General features: G+C 40.0%; 17 protein-coding genes. 11 read left to right on the top strand and 6 right to left on the bottom strand.

What is annotated here, in order from left to right; all coding sequences use genetic code 11:
* Positions 1–20 precede the first annotated feature (20 nt).
* From V6R21_RS13355 to scpB, 3 genes are all read left to right on the top strand, one after another.
* A complete protein-coding gene (locus V6R21_RS13355; protein WP_334244121.1) occupies positions 21–272 on the top strand; it encodes a hypothetical protein in 252 nt (83 codons plus the stop codon).
* A gap of 369 nt (positions 273–641) precedes the next feature.
* Entirely contained in the window at positions 642–1,019 is a 378-nt protein-coding gene (locus V6R21_RS13350) for a TraR/DksA family transcriptional regulator (protein WP_334244120.1), read from the top strand.
* Positions 1,020–1,326: 307 nt separating this feature from the next.
* Positions 1,327–1,890 (top strand): SMC-Scp complex subunit ScpB, encoded by a 564-nt coding sequence (gene scpB / locus V6R21_RS13345; RefSeq protein WP_334244119.1) that lies wholly within the window; start codon positions 1,327–1,329, stop codon positions 1,888–1,890.
* 84 nt (positions 1,891–1,974) lie between these two features.
* On the opposite strand, the gene V6R21_RS13340 is transcribed toward scpB, so the two are convergent.
* The 4 genes from V6R21_RS13340 to egtB all read right to left on the bottom strand — a co-directional run bounded on the left by V6R21_RS13340 (position 1,975) and on the right by egtB (position 6,136).
* On the bottom strand, positions 1,975–3,240 hold the full coding sequence (locus tag V6R21_RS13340) for a caspase family protein (protein WP_334244118.1): 1,266 nt from the start codon (positions 3,238–3,240) through the stop codon (positions 1,975–1,977).
* A 104-nt stretch (positions 3,241–3,344) separates the two neighbouring features.
* Positions 3,345–3,791 (bottom strand): hypothetical protein, encoded by a 447-nt coding sequence (locus tag V6R21_RS13335; protein WP_334244117.1) that lies wholly within the window; start codon positions 3,789–3,791, stop codon positions 3,345–3,347.
* A 52-nt stretch (positions 3,792–3,843) separates the two neighbouring features.
* Positions 3,844–4,821 (bottom strand): L-histidine N(alpha)-methyltransferase, encoded by a 978-nt coding sequence (gene egtD / locus V6R21_RS13330; RefSeq protein ID WP_334244116.1) that lies wholly within the window; start codon positions 4,819–4,821, stop codon positions 3,844–3,846.
* A gap of 67 nt (positions 4,822–4,888) precedes the next feature.
* A complete protein-coding gene (egtB, locus tag V6R21_RS13325) occupies positions 4,889–6,136 on the bottom strand; it encodes an ergothioneine biosynthesis protein EgtB (RefSeq protein WP_334244115.1) in 1,248 nt (415 codons plus the stop codon).
* A gap of 299 nt (positions 6,137–6,435) precedes the next feature.
* Between egtB and V6R21_RS13320 the strand changes: the two genes are divergently transcribed.
* The 7 genes from V6R21_RS13320 to rpsA all read left to right on the top strand — a co-directional run bounded on the left by V6R21_RS13320 (position 6,436) and on the right by rpsA (position 14,922).
* Positions 6,436–7,308 carry an SDR family oxidoreductase gene (locus V6R21_RS13320; protein ID WP_334244114.1) on the top strand — a complete coding sequence of 291 codons (873 nt, stop codon included), beginning with the start codon at positions 6,436–6,438 and terminating at the stop codon, positions 7,306–7,308.
* Positions 7,309–7,449: 141 nt separating this feature from the next.
* Positions 7,450–8,775: a DUF937 domain-containing protein gene (locus V6R21_RS13315; RefSeq protein ID WP_334244113.1), complete on the top strand. Its 1,326-nt coding sequence runs from the start codon at positions 7,450–7,452 to the stop codon at positions 8,773–8,775.
* Positions 8,776–8,951: 176 nt separating this feature from the next.
* Complete coding sequence (locus V6R21_RS13310) at positions 8,952–10,898, top strand: acyl-CoA synthetase (RefSeq protein ID WP_334244112.1); 1,947 nt, start codon at positions 8,952–8,954, stop codon at positions 10,896–10,898.
* 166 nt (positions 10,899–11,064) lie between these two features.
* Entirely contained in the window at positions 11,065–11,637 is a 573-nt protein-coding gene (locus V6R21_RS13305; RefSeq protein ID WP_334244111.1) for a chromate transporter, read from the top strand.
* Positions 11,634–12,176, top strand: a complete 543-nt coding sequence (locus V6R21_RS13300) for a chromate transporter (RefSeq protein ID WP_334244110.1) — start codon at positions 11,634–11,636, stop codon at positions 12,174–12,176. The genes V6R21_RS13305 and V6R21_RS13300 overlap by 4 nt, the downstream gene beginning before the upstream one ends.
* 23 nt (positions 12,177–12,199) lie before the next feature.
* Entirely contained in the window at positions 12,200–12,922 is a 723-nt protein-coding gene (locus V6R21_RS13295; RefSeq protein ID WP_334244109.1) for a hypothetical protein, read from the top strand.
* A gap of 218 nt (positions 12,923–13,140) precedes the next feature.
* Positions 13,141–14,922, top strand: a complete 1,782-nt coding sequence (gene rpsA, locus V6R21_RS13290; RefSeq protein WP_334244108.1) for a 30S ribosomal protein S1 — start codon at positions 13,141–13,143, stop codon at positions 14,920–14,922.
* A gap of 83 nt (positions 14,923–15,005) precedes the next feature.
* On the opposite strand, the gene V6R21_RS13285 is transcribed toward rpsA, so the two are convergent.
* Together V6R21_RS13285 and V6R21_RS13280 are read right to left on the bottom strand one after the other, a co-directional pair.
* Positions 15,006–15,614, bottom strand: coding sequence for a hypothetical protein (locus tag V6R21_RS13285; RefSeq protein ID WP_334244107.1), 609 nt, complete (start codon positions 15,612–15,614; stop codon positions 15,006–15,008).
* 148 nt (positions 15,615–15,762) lie between these two features.
* Positions 15,763–16,653 (bottom strand): 3-hydroxyacyl-CoA dehydrogenase family protein, encoded by an 891-nt coding sequence (locus tag V6R21_RS13280; RefSeq protein WP_334244106.1) that lies wholly within the window; start codon positions 16,651–16,653, stop codon positions 15,763–15,765.
* A 258-nt stretch (positions 16,654–16,911) separates the two neighbouring features.
* Here V6R21_RS13280 and V6R21_RS13275 point away from each other — a divergent pair, with 258 nt between their 5' ends.
* Positions 16,912–17,559, top strand: a complete 648-nt coding sequence (locus V6R21_RS13275) for a class I SAM-dependent methyltransferase (protein WP_334244105.1) — start codon at positions 16,912–16,914, stop codon at positions 17,557–17,559.
* Positions 17,560–17,568: the final 9 nt, after the last annotated feature.

Below are 17,568 nucleotides of genomic sequence, written 5' to 3'. Positions count from 1 at the left end.
GAACCATCTTTATTTTCTTCATGAAAATTTCAACTACGTTCTTTAACAAACTACCTTACGAGCAAAAGGTGGAGACAATCTACCTGCACGCTGAAATGGTATCTGAACTTAACTATCATGGAAGAAGGTACGAGTTGTACTGTATCCAAGGAACTTTTATTGAAGTTGTAGTAAATAAGGACAATCAGCGTATTGCCGATATCAGAGTTCTTGAGAACACTGACAGATTGGCTCACTATTGTGAATCTGTTAACTTGAGCACCCTGTTATAGGATAGGGGTTTGTTAAGAATACAAAAAGCCTGGCAACAATGTCAGGCTTTTTTTGTACACAAATGCATGGTCATATCTATTTTCACTGATGTTTAGCGTGTTAAGTCTTATTTACAATAGGATTATTTCAATATTCACTACCTTAATTGTTAACACAGATATCCCTACTCATTAGCATTAACATAAGACAACTCTCAGTTAATGTTTGCACAACATCTATATTCATATAATTTTTCAATAAACTACAACCTTTTGGGTATTTACAACGTTATTGCACAAAAACAATACATTTTCTTCAATCATACTTGAATATTACATGATGATTGTTGTAGTTTTACGCATCCAATCTCAAACCTTAATTGTATAACTATGGCAACTGAACAACTACGTTACACAAGGGAAGAACTGAAAGAGTTTGAGGAACTTCTTGTTAAAAAGCTGGACAAAGCAAACAGTGAACTTGATCATCTGAAATCATCTATCATGAAGTCTAGCAGCGGATACGACTCTAATCACTCAGGTGGTAAAACGTTGGAGGATGGCGCTGATGCTTATGAGAAAGAACAACTGAACCAGCTAGCTGCAAGAACACTCAAATACAAAACCCAGCTTGAAAAAGCTCTTATCCGTATCAAAAACGGTACATATGGAGTTTGTGTAGATACAGGCAAACTTATTTCTAAAGACCGTTTGAGAGCCGTGCCACATACCCAGCACTCAATTGAAGCTAAACTGAAAAACAGTTAATCAGTCAAGTGCGGTACGACGGGCAGAAAGAAGGGTTGCTTTAGTTTCAAGATAACCTTAGGCTTATCAATCAAATCAAACGAGCCTATTTTCGTTATGAGTCCCCTATAACTCAGCTGTATTGGGAAATACAGCTGAGTTTTTTTGTTAATATTATTCGCATCTCTTTATTTTTAGTCAGTTGATTTGTTAAATTTCCACGTTTAAGTCAACTTTATATTACGAAAGGTTATATACTTTCAACAGATGATAATCAAATGAGCAAAGTCAGCTCTGTATGATGATACGCTAGACACAAAAGACTGATATGACTGTATTGGACAAACATGCTGAAGCAATTGTATTCTGTGCTCCTACCCCTGTAACTGCAGATGAGATCACCACTGCTCTTCAGGAGTCGTTAGGTACTTCTATAACCAAACAGGAAGTGGAAGCTGCCATGGCAAGGCTTCAGGAAAAGTATCAGGACGATACATTTGCTTTTGAGATCATCAACAGCGGTGGTGGCTATAAGTTCTTAACCAAACATGAATGCAGTGACAGTACTGGTGCATTCCTAAAGCATCGTTCCAAAAGAAAACTATCCAAATCATCATTGGAAACCCTTTCAATTATTGCCTACAGGCAACCCATCAGCAGGACAGAGCTTGAACAGATCAGAGGTGTCGGCTGTGACTATGCCGTCAAAAAGCTTCTGGAAAAAGAACTAGTGGAAATCAAAGGAAAGTCTGATGCGATAGGTAGACCGTTGCTTTACGGTACCACTAAGAAGTTTTTGGAATACTTCGGCATCAACAATGTGTCCGACCTCCCTAACCCTAAAGAGTTCAAGGAAGAAGAAAATGAAATTGGAGAGGAAATGACCGCATAAGCACCGGACATTTTCTTATACAAAAAGCGGTTACCCACTTTTATATGAGTAACCGCTTCTCAGTTGACAATGATATTTTTATTATTACCGTTCCAATAACACAAGTTTCTCGTCACCAACTACGTCAGGAACCTGCATCCTATTATGAAGCCTTCTGGCTCTGTAAGTCACTTCCTTAAAAAGGTATTCCTGCATTTCCCCCAATGTAATTACATCATCTCCATCCATATCTGAATCTCCTTGCAACCCTTTCAGGAAATAATATGTAAACAGGGAATGCTGTTTTTCCGGAAACCATGAAGACACTTGCTGTGCCCCTGCCGAAGTAAACAGGATACTTCTTTCATCCTGAAAAACCCTACTTTTTGCCTTAATCAATACAGGAGATGCCTGACTGATCAACATCCCTCCATCAGAAACCCCACTAAAACAGGCATCCAATACAACTGTCAGAGACTTATAGGGCATTTTACCTAAGTTTGAATAGAAAGTATCAAGCGAATAACCATTGAGTGCTACCAAACTTGGGTCACAGTCCACTGGTACAAAGTAGGCCTCTTTCTTATCTAGATCAGGTGCACCATGTCCGCTATAGAAAATAAATACATCTGACTCATCTTCCCGAATATAGTTGTATAGTTGCCCCCTGTAATTGGCATTGTTCCCAAAAATGCTATTAAATCTGGCTTGGCTTGCATCTTCTACATAGATGATGTTTCCTTCCCTGAAACCAAATGCCTCCACTAGATATGCTTTCATCAGCCTTGCATCATTCAATGCAAAGTCCACATTGGGTACATCCTTATTCTGATAGTTCTTATTGCCAATCACTACTGCTACCGCATGCTCATTCACCTTTTCTGTTTTAGGAATATTGTCTGCAAGTTCTGAAGTGAAAACCACCTCTTCCTTCTTCACTTCAAGGGCAGGTATTTCTGTTGTAGCATACATTGGTTCACTAACCTGTTCTTTTTCGAGCAAGTTCATGTAAATACGCCTTACATCAGGCGTGTACCATGCACCTGTGATAAGGTCAGTTAGCATACCATACGGAAAGAGTGCAAAAATATCCAGTACTACATACCCTGCCTGTATATGCCTGCCTAAGTAATAGTTGGCAGTTTCATATCCATCTTTTTCAAATGTGATTTTATGCGACTTTTTTTGACGGACAGAGATCCTAGTCGGTGTACGTCCTACATACCTTCCATCAAGATAGACATTGGCATTGTCAGGGGAAGAGTCAACACTGATTAACTTGGTAGCATGGGTTCCTTTAAAAATTGTTGCACATCCTATACAACTAATAGACACTAGGTACAAACAAAAAAGCTTAATGGTGCTTTTCATGAAGGTGAATTAATTGGTTTTAGTAATTAGCAAATCAAACAGTACACAAAGACTGTATATTTCTGACAATTGAATATTCAATAAAGTCACTGAAGCAGGTGAGTTTACTGATTTTTTTTCATTTTTTCTTTCAAAGCCTGAAGTGCCATGGATGATTTTATATTTCTAACTGACGCTTCAATTTCTTTCATTCCCCCAATTGCCATATTCAAATCAAGTCTCAGTTTTTCAGCAACTTCTCTTGTTTGATCTTCCTGCTTGGCTGCATCCAGCTTTTGCTTCATTCGTTGCAGCATTTGTTCTGTCGTCTCACCTTCAAATCCACCTGTAAAACTCCCCTCTTGCACTGAAGCCAACAACTCATTTTTCCTTAATTCTAGATCATTGAGATGCTTTTTCATTACAGAAATCTGTTCTATAAGTGGTATCTGCTCACCGACCTTATCACCGTCTTCCTGTAATTTAACATCAATCAAAGTAGCCTCAGCAGTATGTAGCCTTTCCAAAAGTGTTGACAAGTCTTCTGCTAAATCTTTCAATATTACTTCCATCTTATATATTTAAAATTGAACATCTTATAGAAAAAACATCACCTATCGGCTATTATTGTTTCTCCCATAATGAGTCAACAAAATAATTCCTTTTATCAAAAAAATGTTTACTAATCTCAAATCCAGATTCATGAGCCAACGCTTCTATTTCTTTCAAATCATACTTTCGGGATAGTTCCATATAAATTGGTTCCCAAGCCTCAAATTTGATTTCTTCCTCTATTCCTTTCAGTTTAACCACCTGTTCCTTTTTACTAATCAGGTAACTTTTTGTCTGACCTGTTATTGGGTCATAGTTTGGAAAATGCTGAAATGCCTCCACATCAAAATCTGCATCTAGCTCTTCATTTATTCTTTCAAGAAGGTTTAAATTGAAACTACTAGTAATCCCTGCCTTATCATTATATGCATCCAAAATAACTTGAGGGTCTTTCTTAAGGTCCATCCCAATAAGAAGTTTATCGCCTTTATTCAGGTTTTCACTTAAATGATTCAAAAAGCCTTTTGCCTCCGCCAAGGTAAGGTTACCGATATTTGACCCTAGAAAAAGTACGACCTTCTTTTTACCATCATTCTGAAGGTCATGGAGTGCTTTGAAATAGTCATTTTCAATTCCTTTTACATGAAGGGCCTGAATTTCTGACTTTAAGCTTTGCGTCAGTTTGGAAAGTGCATTAGCAGAAATATCAATCGGCATGTAAGTGAAATCCACTTCACTGGCAACCATATGCCTGAGCAAAACTTTTGTCTTCAATCCATCACCAGCTCCAAACTCCACCAACTCAAAAGGTGCATTACTTCCATCTGTAAATGATTTTGTAAGCGCTTCCTTCTGATTAGTGAAAATTTCAAACTCACAGTTTGTCAGGTAATATTCATCCATATGCATAATATCCTGAAAGAGCTTATCCCCTTTCGTATCATAAAAATACTTCGAGGGTAATGACTTTGGGTTTTCACTCAATCCTTGCAAGATATCTTTGGCAAATTCAGTGTTCATCTTTGGGTTCTTCGTTTCGTTGATTGTCATGTGTGTGTTTTTTGTGCCGGTTTCCCAACAGAAAATCTCAGTGTAACTCTTTATGTACTCGTATTGATTACAGGCTTTTTGCTAACCTGATTCCAGTAAACTGCCACTGCTTATCTGCATGAAAAAAGTTTCTGTAAGTATTTCTAATGTGTGTAACAGGAGTTGCACAAGACCCACCCCTCAACACCATCTGATTTACCATAAACTTTCCGTTATACTCACCTAAGGCACCTTCGGGCTGTTGGTAGTTTGGGTAAGGAAGATAAGCACTTCCTGTCCACTCCCAAGCATCCCCCCAAAACTGAAAAGCGCCATTCGTTGCGGCTAAAGGCATTCCAGATTTATTTTCAGTAAAGTTGGCACTGGCAGGCTTTTCTGCTTCAAAAGTTCTACAGGCTACTTCCCACTCTGCCTCAGTTGGCAACCTCATCCCTCTCCATCTTGCATACGCCTCTGCCTCATAATAACTTATATGTGTCACAGGTAAGTGTTCCTTGATCTCCTGAACCCCAAAAAGGGTATATTGCATCCACTTTCCATTCTCCTTAAAGCAATATAAAGGAGCTTGTGTACCTGTTTGCTTCAGCCATTCCCAACCTTCTGACTGCCACCATTGGAACTGGGTATAGCCACCAGCTTCTAGAAACGCCCAATACTCCCCATTGGTCACCAACCGATCCTGTATCCCATAATTGTGGAGATAAACCTTATGTGTACCTCTCTCATTATCAAAACAAAAATCATCGCCTTCATATCCTATTTCATATACACCTTCTTCAATGGTCAATAATTTCGATTTTGGAGTGGAATCAGGTGCTTCAGGTATTTTCCCGAAAGGTAGGTAAGCAGGAAAAAGAGGGTTATTTCCCAAAATGTACTTTAAGTCTGTCATCAGCAATTCCTGATGTTGCTGTTCGTGGTTGATGCCTACATCGAACAACTCCTGAACTGCTGTATTGAGTTCATTGGTACTTAGGAAAGCTACCATCTGCTGGTCTACATACTTCCTGTAACTGTACACTTCTTCCGTAGTTGGACGAGTCAGGTTTCCCCGGTTGGTTCTTAATACTCTTGGTCCCTGACTTTCATAGTAGCTATTGAAACAATAATTCAGTTGCAAATCATAAGGTTGATAGCCTTTGAAATGATTCACCAGAATAAAGTTTTCAAAAAACCATGTGGTATGTCCCAAATGCCATTTAGGAGGACTAACATCTACAATAGGTTGAGCAACGTAGTCTTCCTGCTTCAATGGGGCACAGATTTCCTCAGTCAGCTTTCTGGTATTTAGGTATTTTTGGATTAGGTGTTCCATATACTGGATTCAAGTTTTGAACTGTCAAAATAAAATAAGCTTCCAGTGGCTGGACAGGTCCACCTCACAAAATCACTTTTGACAAGTTTGCGTAGCTTTTTAGATAAGAGTCCAGAAATTAAGATATCAGTTGCGAATGCTTTATCAAAATAATGCAACAAAAAAACCCCTTTATGGTACTTTAAGTTTTTAAAAATAAAATGTTAAAGCTCTGCCGTACGATAATTTCAAATACACTTTTACTGTGCTTACCTTAGTTGACAGAACAACTCATCATTCCCCACTCAACCAATCTCACCATGAGCAATTCAAAAGTAATTCTGATTACAGGAACCAGTAGCGGTTTTGGCAACCTGATGGCCAAGACACTGGCAGCAAAAGGACACCACGTCTATGCTACAATGCGCAACACAGAAGGCAAGAACTTCGATGCGGCCAACCAGATGCGTGACCTCCAAAATATTGAGGTGATTGACCTTGATGTATCCAAAGACAAGTCTGTCAAAAAAGCAGTTAAAGCCATTATAAAGGAAAAAGGACGTATTGACGTACTTGTCAACAATGCAGGCGGTGGTGGAATAGGCCTTACAGAGTCTTATTCAATTGAGGATGTCAAGCATCAGTTTGAAGTAAATGTCTTTGGAGTATTTAGAGTTACTAAAGCGGTACTACCTCAAATGAGGGAACAAAAGGAAGGACTGATTGTCAATATCTCAAGCCTCTTGGGAAGGTTTACAGCCCCATATTTCTCAATATACGCCAGCAGCAAGTTTGCTTTGGAAGGAATGGCTGAAACCTGGCGTTATGAATTCGCTAATATAGGCGTTGACTCCGTCATTGTTGAGCCTGGTGCTTTCCCTACGACAAGCTTTTCGGAAAATATGGACAACTTCTCACCTCAAACACAGGAAGCTGCCAAAGCGTATGGCAATACCCTTGAAGTCCCTAAGAAGTTTGAGTCGATGCTTGAAGAAAGTGTTAAAAGCGGAGATTACCTCAAGCCTCAAGCTGTGGCAGATGCAGTCGCCAAACTGATTGAAACACCCCACGGAAAACGTCCATTAAGAACCGTTGTGGACAAACACCTTACTGAAACTTTTGACAAACTGAATGAACACTCTGAGGCTGTTCAGCAGGAATTAATGAAAGCCATGTTTCAAATGGAAATCTAGTAAATAACACCGTAACCAACCTTACAGAATGGCAGCTGTCGATTTCATTTATCGGCAGCTGTTTTTCCGTTACAAGCAAATTATTTTCAGTTAATCAATGTTTAATATAGAGCAAAATGATGAACAATAAATCCAACTGCTATGAACCTCTTTCAAACAGTCACCAACAGCCTAGGTCCCAACTTTGTCTCACAAATAAGTGGATTTCTTGGTGAAAGCCCCGAAAACGTCAATAAGGCTACGGGGACGGTAATTCCTACTGTGATTGCTTCACTTATGAGGAAGTCTTCTACACCTGAAGGTGCCAATGAAATCATGAACCACATCAGAGATAAAAGCTTTGATGGCAGACGTATCGATAAAATGTCTCACCTGCTGGACAACAATGATACAGTCGGGTTAAAAAACATGATGACCAGTGGCGCTCCAATCATCAACCATTTAATGGGTGAAAGAGCTGGAGGCGTTATGGACTTTCTGTCTACTAGTACGGGTATTAGTCGTCACTCCTCAAAAGGACTGATGAATATGGTTGCTCCTGTAATTATGAGTATTGTTGGGAAGCAAGTAATGTCCAAAGGGCTTAGTCCTGCCGGTATCACTGACATGCTCATGAACCAAAAAGATTCTGTAGCCTCTCACCTACCTGATCAAGTAAGAACAATGCTAGGCATATCCAGCTTTGACAACATGGCTGACCGAGCTGCTCGCAACTTTGCCGGTATCAGAGATGATGTAGAAGATGTTAGAAGAGAGGTTGATGAACCTCTTAGAAGAGATATTGATGAGCCAATTAGAAATATAAGGGATTTGGACGAGCCGACCTATGAAACCGTTCCTCCTCACAGGGAAAGAGAGGAGGTACATGCTACTCCACATCCACGACCAACAGGCAAAGCGCCCGATGTAGGTACTCCTAAAAGAACACGAAGTACTTGGGGTAAAGTATTACCGTATGTAGGTGCTGCTGTCGTTGTATTTGCCGCTTGGGCATTACTGACAGGAGAAAGTGATGAAAACAGGATGGAAACAAACCGGGAAGAAGTAAGGGGTGTACCGAACCCTGTGATGGATGAGTCCACAGAAGAACAAGCTGTTTCACTGCCAGATGGCTCCACACTCAATGTTGCCGAAAATAGCCTTGAAGACAAGTGTCTCCAATTTATAGAAGAAGACCAGTCTCAGGAAGAAAGCAGCTGGATGACCTTTGACAGGGTTGCCTTCACTGAAGGAATGGCAAAAGCAGACGGCTCTCTTGAACAAATCAATAATGTGGCTAAGATTCTGAATGCTAACCCTTCTATCAGCTGTGAAATTGGAGGCTCTGAGTCAGATGACTCACAAAGACTTGCCAAGAACAGAGCTGAATTTGTCAGGGATCAACTGGTATCTCAGGGCGTTCAATCTGAAAGAATCTCGGTTAAAGGCTACGGAAATCCTGTCGCCATAAGATTAGTTAGGGAGTAGTTTAGCTGAATGACTAAAAATGATAAACACCTCAGTTCCTACAAACTGAGGTGTTTCTTTTTTATTAAGTCCTAGAAATTAAATAGTACTATTAAAAGCCCTATATGATTGAATAAAAAGAAGATTTGTTTTTATATTAACATAACCCTTCAAAAACCTTATAACCCTCGAAACCAATGGAAAACCAATCTGTCACTAACTACGCTGATATTCTTGAATTAGAAAAACTTCCACTGTTCAATTCTTCAACTCCTCACAGCACTTACGGAATGATTAAACAAGCCGCTGACCGATCACCGGACAGGGCTGCGCTTCACTTCTTTTTACAAGCAATCAACTACCAAGACCCAATCAGCTACTCATATGGGGCGCTTATGGAAAACATTCACCAAACCGCCAATATGTTTTATGGACTGGGAATTGGCGCTAAAGATGTGATATCCGTAATCCTTCCCAATACACCTGAAACTATATTTTCAATTTTGGGAGGAGAAACCGCTGGAATCGTCAATCCTATCAACCCTCTCCTTGAACCTGAGCAGATGGCTGATATCATGAATGCAGCCGGTACCAAATTACTTGTAACATTGGGACCATTCCCTAAAACTGATATTTGGCAAAAAGTCAATAAGATCCGGCACAAGGTCCCTACACTTGAGACCATTCTTACTGTAGACCTTTCAGATTACCTTCCTACCGTGAAACGCTGGCTGGTAAAGTGGATGGCTCCAGCTGTTGCCAACAGCAAAGACGATGAGCAGCGAATTCTTCCCTTCAGCCAGACATGCCACAATTTCCCTAAGGATAAAATTTTCTTTAAAAGAACTATCAAAAGGGATGACATTGCTTCTTACTTCCATACAGGAGGAACAACAGGACACCCTAAGCTAGCAGCACATACACATGGAAATGAAATTGCTGATACCTTACAGGCAAAACTCGTTTTACCTCAAGAAGATAAACACAAGGTATTTTTCTGTGGATTACCTTGGTTTCATGTCAATGGGGTGACCGTTACAGGGCTTGTCCCATTCAGCAATGGCGACACACTTATTCTAGGCTCTCCTTCTGGTTATCGAGGGGAAGGTATCATACAGCATTTCTGGAAAATGGTAGAACATTACCATATCAACTTTTTCAGTGGTGTACCCACAGTCTACGCAGAGTTGCTGAAAGTGCCGATTGGCAATAGTAAAATCAGCTCCCTTGAATTTGGAATCTGTGGAGCTGCACCAATGCCTGTCAAACTGTTCCAGGATTTTGAAAAAACGACAGGTGTCAAAATTATTGAAGGATATGGCCTCACCGAAGGCACCTGTATAAGTGCTGTAAATCCTCCATATGGTGAGCGGAAAATTGGCTCAATAGGGATACCACTACCCTATCAACCTTTAATCATTGGGATCTTGAATGAAGAAGGACAATTTGAAAGAGAAGCCAATACTGATGAAATAGGAATTATCCTGATCAAAGGACCCAATGTTTTCCCTGGCTATAAAGAAGAAGCCCACAATCATCAAATATGGGTTACGGATAAGAAAGGAGAAAAATGGTTAAATACAGGTGATATAGGCAGGCAAGACCACGATAAGTATATCTGGCTAACAGGTCGAAAAAAGGAGCTTATCATACGTGGAGGTCATAATATCGACCCGAAAATGATTGAAGAACCTATTCAGCAACACCCTGCTGTGATGCTATCTGCCGCAGTTGGAAGACCTGACAATAGAGCTGGGGAAGTACCTGTCCTATATGTCCAACTAAAAGAAGGTCAGCAAACCACCTCGGAAGAACTGATGGTTTTTGCCAAAGAAAACATTACAGAAAGGGCTGCCATACCTAAAGCCATTCATATTATTGACAAACTGCCTGTCACTGCCATTGGAAAAATATTCAAACCTGCATTAGTCTTCAAAGAAGTAGAGGCAGTTTATAGAAGTGCATTGCCTAGTGATGAGTTCGGCTTCGTAAGCATCAAAGCCAAACAGGATAAAAAGAAAGGACTCACTGTTCAACTGGCTTTTGATGGAACCGTCAACGTAGAATCACTAAAAGAAAAAGTCGATGCAAAGCTGGGGGTATTTCCCATTCCATTTGAAATCATGCACCCCAATTCCAATTAATAGAAGCTTTACAATTTACATAAGTATTACAGGGCTGTCATTCTATAAATGACAGCCTTTTTCATTTACATCTGTTATAGGATAATCGCCATCCAATTGTTTAATTTTAGCAAACTGTTGAAAACAGGCTTAACAATGCTGATGAATTACAACAACCACATCAACTATGCTCTGGAAACTTTTTGCCTCATTCTTCAAGATTGGACTTTTCACTTTTGGTGGCGGCTATGCCATGATTCCTCTTATGGAAAGGGAGCTGATCGACAAACACAAATGGCTAAACAAGGAAGAACTACTTGAGATCATCTCCATTGCACAAATCACCCCTGGAACAATTGCCATCAATGCGGCAACATATGTTGGCAGAAAAGAAGGGGGCATATCAGGTGCTTTGGGTGCTTCATTAGGGGTTATAGCCCCATCCTTTATCATTATTACACTTATCTACCATTTATTTTCCCACAATTTTGACAATCCTTATATCCAAAAGGCATTCACTGGTGCAAGAGCCGCTGTGGTAGCGCTGATTGGGTATTCCTTTCTCAAAATATTCAAGGCAGGGATCAAAGACAGAATAAGTATAGGCTTGTTTGCCATAGCCTGCGTCCTGCTCTTTATTTTCAATATACACCCTATACTGTTGATCAGTATTGGTGGCATTTCAGGGTTATTGCTGACCGTCATATTTCCTGACCAAATGAAATCCCTTTTTAAACCTCAAAACAAGAAATCCGAATGAGACCGCTTTTCTTACTTTTTATAGTATTCTGTAAAATAGGTTTGTTCAGCTTTGGAGGAGGGCTTGCGATGGTTCCTCTTTTCGTCGTTGAATTTGAACACCGAGGCTGGATGACTGCCGATCAGTTTTTTGATGTACTGACATTGGCTCAGGTTACGCCAGGTGCGATTGCCATGAATGCGGCTACCTATGTGGGCAATGACGTCCACGGTGTACTCGGTGCCGTTTTTGCTACCATGGGACTTGCGTCCCCATCCATTGTCATAGTTTTGATTTTGGCAGGTGTTTTAAAAAAATACAAGGAAAACCGATATAAGAAAGCTTTTCTGTTTGGCATGAAACCAATTACTTTGGCGCTTATTTTATTCGCAGGATGGGTAATTGCCAAAGAAACATTTTTCACAACAGGGTTCACCTCTCCACATTACTCAAGTTTAGCACTATTTGGAGGGTGTGTCGTATTGCTTTACTTCTTTCCGAAAATTCACCCTGTAGCCATTTTACTTTTGGCTTCCCTTGCGGGACTTTTATTCCTGTAAACAGAAAAACAAAACCATATAAAATGAAAAGACTCTTTCCCCTTGCTATTGCTTTGACACTTTTTACTGCCTGCGGAGATGATGATCAAGGTCCTAGCGGTCCTGTTATTGACGAAAATGGAAACCTGAACATCATCGCTTCTGACTCAATCATTATTGGCAGTTCTCAAATATTGAATGACATCAATGTAAATGGCGCTATCACCATTACAGAATCAAGTACCATCGGGAATAACCTCAATATAAATGAAGGTGGCAGGGTTTACATTCAAATGAATACCCCAACCGATACACTATGGGTGGATGGAGACATGAACATCAATCATCAGCTGGAAATCAGAAATGGTACTGTACTACTTACAGGAAACCTCAACAACAACAGTGACGGTCAAGTGTTGATCGCTGATGCACTTTATATAGGTGGAGATGTAAACAACAACAATATACTGACACAATCAGCCGATACGCTTTCAATAGAAGGCACCTTAAACAATAACAGTGGCGGTTACATCTATTCAACCTCTGTAATTGAGGTAGGAAAAGACCTTAACAACAATGATATTTTTGAAATCAGTGGCGGCACATTAAGTGTTGGTGGAGATATGAATAACAATGGAGGTGCCAATTTCTCAACCAATAACACCACTTTTATAAGGGGTAACCTGATGAATAGCGGAACTATTTCAGGCTGTAACCTCATTAATGTAGAAGGAGAAAACAATGCTTGTTCAGGCTTGGAAGAATAATTGAAAGTTGCACATCATTTTGTACTATTCATTTTGATTGACACTTCAATATTAAATATTCAAGAAATATGCTTGTTACAGAAATTCGTTTTTTGTACTTTTGCAAGCCTATGCACAAAAATGAGCATTTTGCTTATTTTCAAGCATTTATGTTAAACTAAATCTCTTCCCTGATAGCGCTAAGGTAAGGGTGTAACAAGCGCTTTTAATTACATATAATGGCAGAAAATCAAGATTTTAATTGGGACGAGCTGGAATCAGTAGGTTTCGGCGATGGTTATTCGGCTGAGGAAAAAGCCAAATTGGAGGCAATGTACGAAGGTACACTCAACGAAATCCAAGAAAAAGAAGTAGTGACTGGTACTGTTGTATCTATCACTGACCGTGATGTAGTCCTGAACATTGGCTTCAAGTCAGATGGTCTGGTTCCACTGAACGAATTCCGTGACGTTGAGGACCTGAAAGTAGGTGACGAAATCGAAGTTTTCATTGAAAACCAAGAGGACGCACAAGGCCAGCTGATCCTTTCTCGTAAGAAAGCGAAAATCGTTAAGGCTTGGGAGCACATCCAAAATGCATTGGATGAAGATAAAGTTATCGAAGGTATTGTTAAGAGAAGAACTAAAGGTGGTCTGATCGTTGACATCTTCGGAATTGAGTCATTCCTGCCAGGTTCACAAATTGACGTGAAGCCTATCCGTGACTTCGACGTATTCGTTGGTAAGCGCATGGAACTGAAAGTTGTGAAAATCAACTACGCTAACGATAACGTAGTAGTTTCTCACAAGATCCTGATCGAAAAAGATCTGGAAGAGCAAAAGCAAAAGATCCTGAACAACCTGGAAAGAGGTCAGGTACTGGAAGGCGTTATCAAGAACATGACAAACTTCGGTGTGTTCATCGACCTTGGTGGCGTAGACGGCCTGCTTCACATTACAGATATTTCATGGGGAAGAATCTCTCACCCAGAGGAGGTACTGAAACTAGACCAAAAGGTGAACGTTGTAGTACTGGACTTCGACGATGCGAAAAAACGTATCTCATTGGGTATGAAGCAGCTGACTCCTCATCCATGGGACTCTCTGCCTGAAACTATCGACGTAGGCGCGAAAGTGAAAGGTAAAATCGTTAACGTGGCTGACTACGGTGCATTCTTGGAGATCACTCCAGGTGTTGAAGGTCTGATCCACGTTTCTGAAATGTCATGGTCACAGCACTTGAGAAACCCTCAAGACTTCATCAAGGTTGGCAACGAGCTTGAGGCTGTAGTATTGACTATCGACAGAGAAGAAAGAAAGATGTCTCTGGGTATCAAGCAACTGACTGAGGATCCTTGGACTCAAAAAGACCTGATCGAGAAGTACGCTATCGGTACTAAGCACAAAGGTGTGGTTAGAAACCTGACAAACTTCGGTCTGTTCATCGAGCTTGAGGAAGGTATCGACGGTCTGGTACACGTTTCTGACCTGTCATGGACTAAGAAGGTGAAACACCCATCTGAGTTCACTAAAGTTGGTAACGAACTGGAAGTAATGGTACTGGAAATCGATCCAGAACAAAGAAGACTGGCACTGGGCCACAAACAACTTGAGGAGAACCCTTGGGAGCACTTCGAAACTGTATTCACGAAAGAATCTGTACACCAAGGTACAATCGTGAACAAAACAGACAAAGGTGCTATTGTTGAGCTTCAGTTCGGTATCGAAGGATTCTGTCTGAACAAGAACCTGAAGAAAGAAGACGGCTCTACACCAGAAACTGGTGAGACACTGGACTTCAAAGTACTTGAGTTCTCTAAAGATGACAAGAAGATCTCTCTGTCACACGTTCACACTTACAAAGAGTTCGAGAAGAAGCCTGCAGCTCCTAAGAAGAAGAAGGAAGGCGCAGCTGGTAAACCAGCTACAGCACCTGCAGACCAAGCTTCAACTACTCTAGGTGATCTGGATGCGCTTGCTAAGCTGAAAGATCAAATGAACGACGGTAACGAAGGTAAGTAATCACATTTGTGATTAAAGCATATAAAGAACCCCGGACAGCAATGTCTGGGGTTTCTTTTTTTAGTAAATACAGTCTAATCTATCTATAGCTTGCCAAATATCTTAACTACTTTTTCATCCAGAATTTCTTCAAATTTCAATAGAAATTGGTCATTCAAGGACAGAATATGCCAAAATGTAAATGAAAGATTTGTCAGGCACATATTCTCCTGAAACTCAAAATCCACTACTCTTGAAATGGTTTTACAATTTTTACATAAAATAGTTGCTTCAGGATTATCCATCCAACTATCTACACATCCACTGACATATTCATAATCTAATTTATACTTTCCTTCTAGTTCACCATTTACAATTTTATCATAGTCAATTCCTTCTAAGTAATCCTTATTACATTTAGGACAGGTCGCAGATAATAGTGCTGAATACTGATACCCATCATATATCATTCTTTCGTATTCAATTATTAATCCTCCAAATTGATTATCTATAACATCTAATGCCTCCCCTTTTTCAACAATATAATGTTCTAAGTTTTCCTTTGGCCTATACCCAAGTCCTCCATAAACACAATCTGATAAATCTTCAGAAAACAGGTTTTCAGAATGCAACCACTTCAATATCTTTTGAGCCTTTTCTTTTGGGGCTGTTACTTCTTTTTCAGGACAAATTCTAATAAAACGATCTCCCATTTATGAATTAGTTTTTCTCTAAAGTCTCAGTATATATACTCTTATGCCCCATAAAATAGTTAAAATAAAAAAGCATAAAAGCAAGACACTATGACCTTACCTTTATGCTTTTATAAAATTCTATTTTCTAGCTGCTGTACCCTAGTATTTATTTTTTAAACTGGTCAGCTACTACCAAGTCTTTTGTTCCATGAGTCCAGTCATAGAAACCTTTGCCTGATTTCACACCTTTGTGACCTGCTGTTACCATATTGACCAATAATGGAGCCGGAGCGTATTTGTCATCACCTAAGCCGTCTTGCAATACACGCATAATCGAAAGACAAACATCCAATCCAATAAAGTCAGCCAATTGTAGCGGTCCCATTGGGTGCGCCATACCCAATTTCATAATCTGGTCAATTTCCATCACGCCAGCTACACCATTTTGAAGCGAAAGAATCGCCTCGTTGATCATCGGCATCAGGATACGGTTGGCTACAAAGCCTGGATAATCGTTTGCTGGTACAGGAATCTTCGAAACCGCTTCTGATAGCTTTACGATTGCATCGGTTGTTTCCTTACTAGTCAGGTAGCCATTAATCACCTCTACCAACTTCATGACTGGTACAGGGTTCATAAAGTGCATGCCTATCACTTTTTCAGGGCGTTCAGTCACACTGGCAATCTTTGTAATAGAAATGGAAGATGTGTTAGATGCCAAAATTGCCTCAGGCTTACAAAGCTTATCCAAATCACGGAAAATATTCAGCTTGATTTCAACATTTTCAGTAGCTGCTTCCACCACCAAATCAGCATCTTTCACCCCTTCTCCCATCAAGGTAAAAGTTGAGATATTATTAAGCGCATTGGTTTTTGTAGCTTCATCTATTTTTCCCTTCGCTACCTGTCTATCCAAGTTTTTAGCAATCGTTGCCACAGCTTTTTCAAGCGCTGACTCAGAAATATCGATCAGGTTTACATTGAATCCGTGTTGTGCAAATACGTGAGCAATGCCATTGCCCATAGTACCTGAACCGATTACTGCTATGTTTTTCATAGTCAAGATGTAGTTTATGTTGTTGTTGTTTGGTTATACTGACCAAGTTTGTGTCAAAACAGAAGAAAAACCCCAGTCAACATTTTCCTTCAGCAGCCTGCTAATTACCTATATATTTAGGTTTATCACAAAAAATTTAATCCATTAATTTATTGTTATTATGAAAAACAGGTACTCTCTTTAAAATCCTTGACCAACACTGATTTCTCAACCCTAACCTAACGAATAACACAATTACAACACGATCAAACAGTAAATATGTGCAACAGAAATAAAGCAAAACCTGACTCTTTTTACTCCCGTATCTTCGCTAGTCTCTACAACCCTTTTATGAATTCGATGGAGGAGCGAATACTGGCCCGTTGGCGCAAAAAAATACTTTATACGCAAAAGGGTAATATCTTGGAAATTGGAGCAGGTACGGGTAATAACTTCCAGTTTTATGATAGTGAGGCTGAAGTGATCGCATGCGAACCTTCTAAAGAAATGCTTCGGTATGCCAAATTCAAGATCAATGCAGAGGTGATTACCAATGTAACGCTTGTACACGCTGCCATTGGAGATGATGTACTGGAGGATTATGTTCCTGAAGGTGGATTTGATGCTATTGTTTTTACTTTGGTCTTATGCACCATTCCAGATATCGAAGATGCCATTCAAAAAGCAAAAAAATGGCTTCACCCTGATGGGAAGCTATTGGTATTGGAACATATCCATGACAGGGATAGCTGGAAAGGCACTTTTCAAAAAGTAATTCAACCTCTGTGGTTTTACATTGCCGAGGGGTGTGACCTGACCCGAAATACTGACCAAATATTGAAAAAAAATGGCTTTACCCCTATTTGGGAAAGGTACTTCTACCATGTATTACCTTTTTACTGTGCCTGTCTACGCAAACAGGATTGAGTTGGCACC

The organism is Limibacter armeniacum, assembly GCF_036880985.1.
In the GTDB taxonomy this organism is placed as follows: domain Bacteria; phylum Bacteroidota; class Bacteroidia; order Cytophagales; family Flammeovirgaceae; genus Limibacter; species Limibacter armeniacum.
The sequence above is the reverse complement of the archived record's forward strand: the minus strand, read 5'-3'. Positions and strand labels throughout refer to the sequence as shown.

Coding starts and splice junctions, on each gene's coding strand:
- V6R21_RS13355 (WP_334244121.1), top strand. CDS start 21: ATGAAAATTTCAACTACGTTCTTTAACAAACTACCTTACGAGCAAAAG.
- V6R21_RS13350 (WP_334244120.1), top strand. CDS start 642: ATGGCAACTGAACAACTACGTTACACAAGGGAAGAACTGAAAGAGTTT.
- scpB (WP_334244119.1), top strand. CDS start 1,327: ATGACTGTATTGGACAAACATGCTGAAGCAATTGTATTCTGTGCTCCT.
- V6R21_RS13340 (WP_334244118.1), bottom strand. CDS start 3,240: ATGAAAAGCACCATTAAGCTTTTTTGTTTGTACCTAGTGTCTATTAGT.
- V6R21_RS13335 (WP_334244117.1), bottom strand. CDS start 3,791: ATGGAAGTAATATTGAAAGATTTAGCAGAAGACTTGTCAACACTTTTG.
- egtD (WP_334244116.1), bottom strand. CDS start 4,821: ATGACAATCAACGAAACGAAGAACCCAAAGATGAACACTGAATTTGCC.
- egtB (WP_334244115.1), bottom strand. CDS start 6,136: ATGGAACACCTAATCCAAAAATACCTAAATACCAGAAAGCTGACTGAG.
- V6R21_RS13320 (WP_334244114.1), top strand. CDS start 6,436: ATGAGCAATTCAAAAGTAATTCTGATTACAGGAACCAGTAGCGGTTTT.
- V6R21_RS13315 (WP_334244113.1), top strand. CDS start 7,450: ATGAACCTCTTTCAAACAGTCACCAACAGCCTAGGTCCCAACTTTGTC.
- V6R21_RS13310 (WP_334244112.1), top strand. CDS start 8,952: ATGGAAAACCAATCTGTCACTAACTACGCTGATATTCTTGAATTAGAA.
- V6R21_RS13305 (WP_334244111.1), top strand. CDS start 11,065: ATGCTCTGGAAACTTTTTGCCTCATTCTTCAAGATTGGACTTTTCACT.
- V6R21_RS13300 (WP_334244110.1), top strand. CDS start 11,634: ATGAGACCGCTTTTCTTACTTTTTATAGTATTCTGTAAAATAGGTTTG.
- V6R21_RS13295 (WP_334244109.1), top strand. CDS start 12,200: ATGAAAAGACTCTTTCCCCTTGCTATTGCTTTGACACTTTTTACTGCC.
- rpsA (WP_334244108.1), top strand. CDS start 13,141: ATGGCAGAAAATCAAGATTTTAATTGGGACGAGCTGGAATCAGTAGGT.
- V6R21_RS13285 (WP_334244107.1), bottom strand. CDS start 15,614: ATGGGAGATCGTTTTATTAGAATTTGTCCTGAAAAAGAAGTAACAGCC.
- V6R21_RS13280 (WP_334244106.1), bottom strand. CDS start 16,653: ATGAAAAACATAGCAGTAATCGGTTCAGGTACTATGGGCAATGGCATT.
- V6R21_RS13275 (WP_334244105.1), top strand. CDS start 16,912: ATGTGCAACAGAAATAAAGCAAAACCTGACTCTTTTTACTCCCGTATC.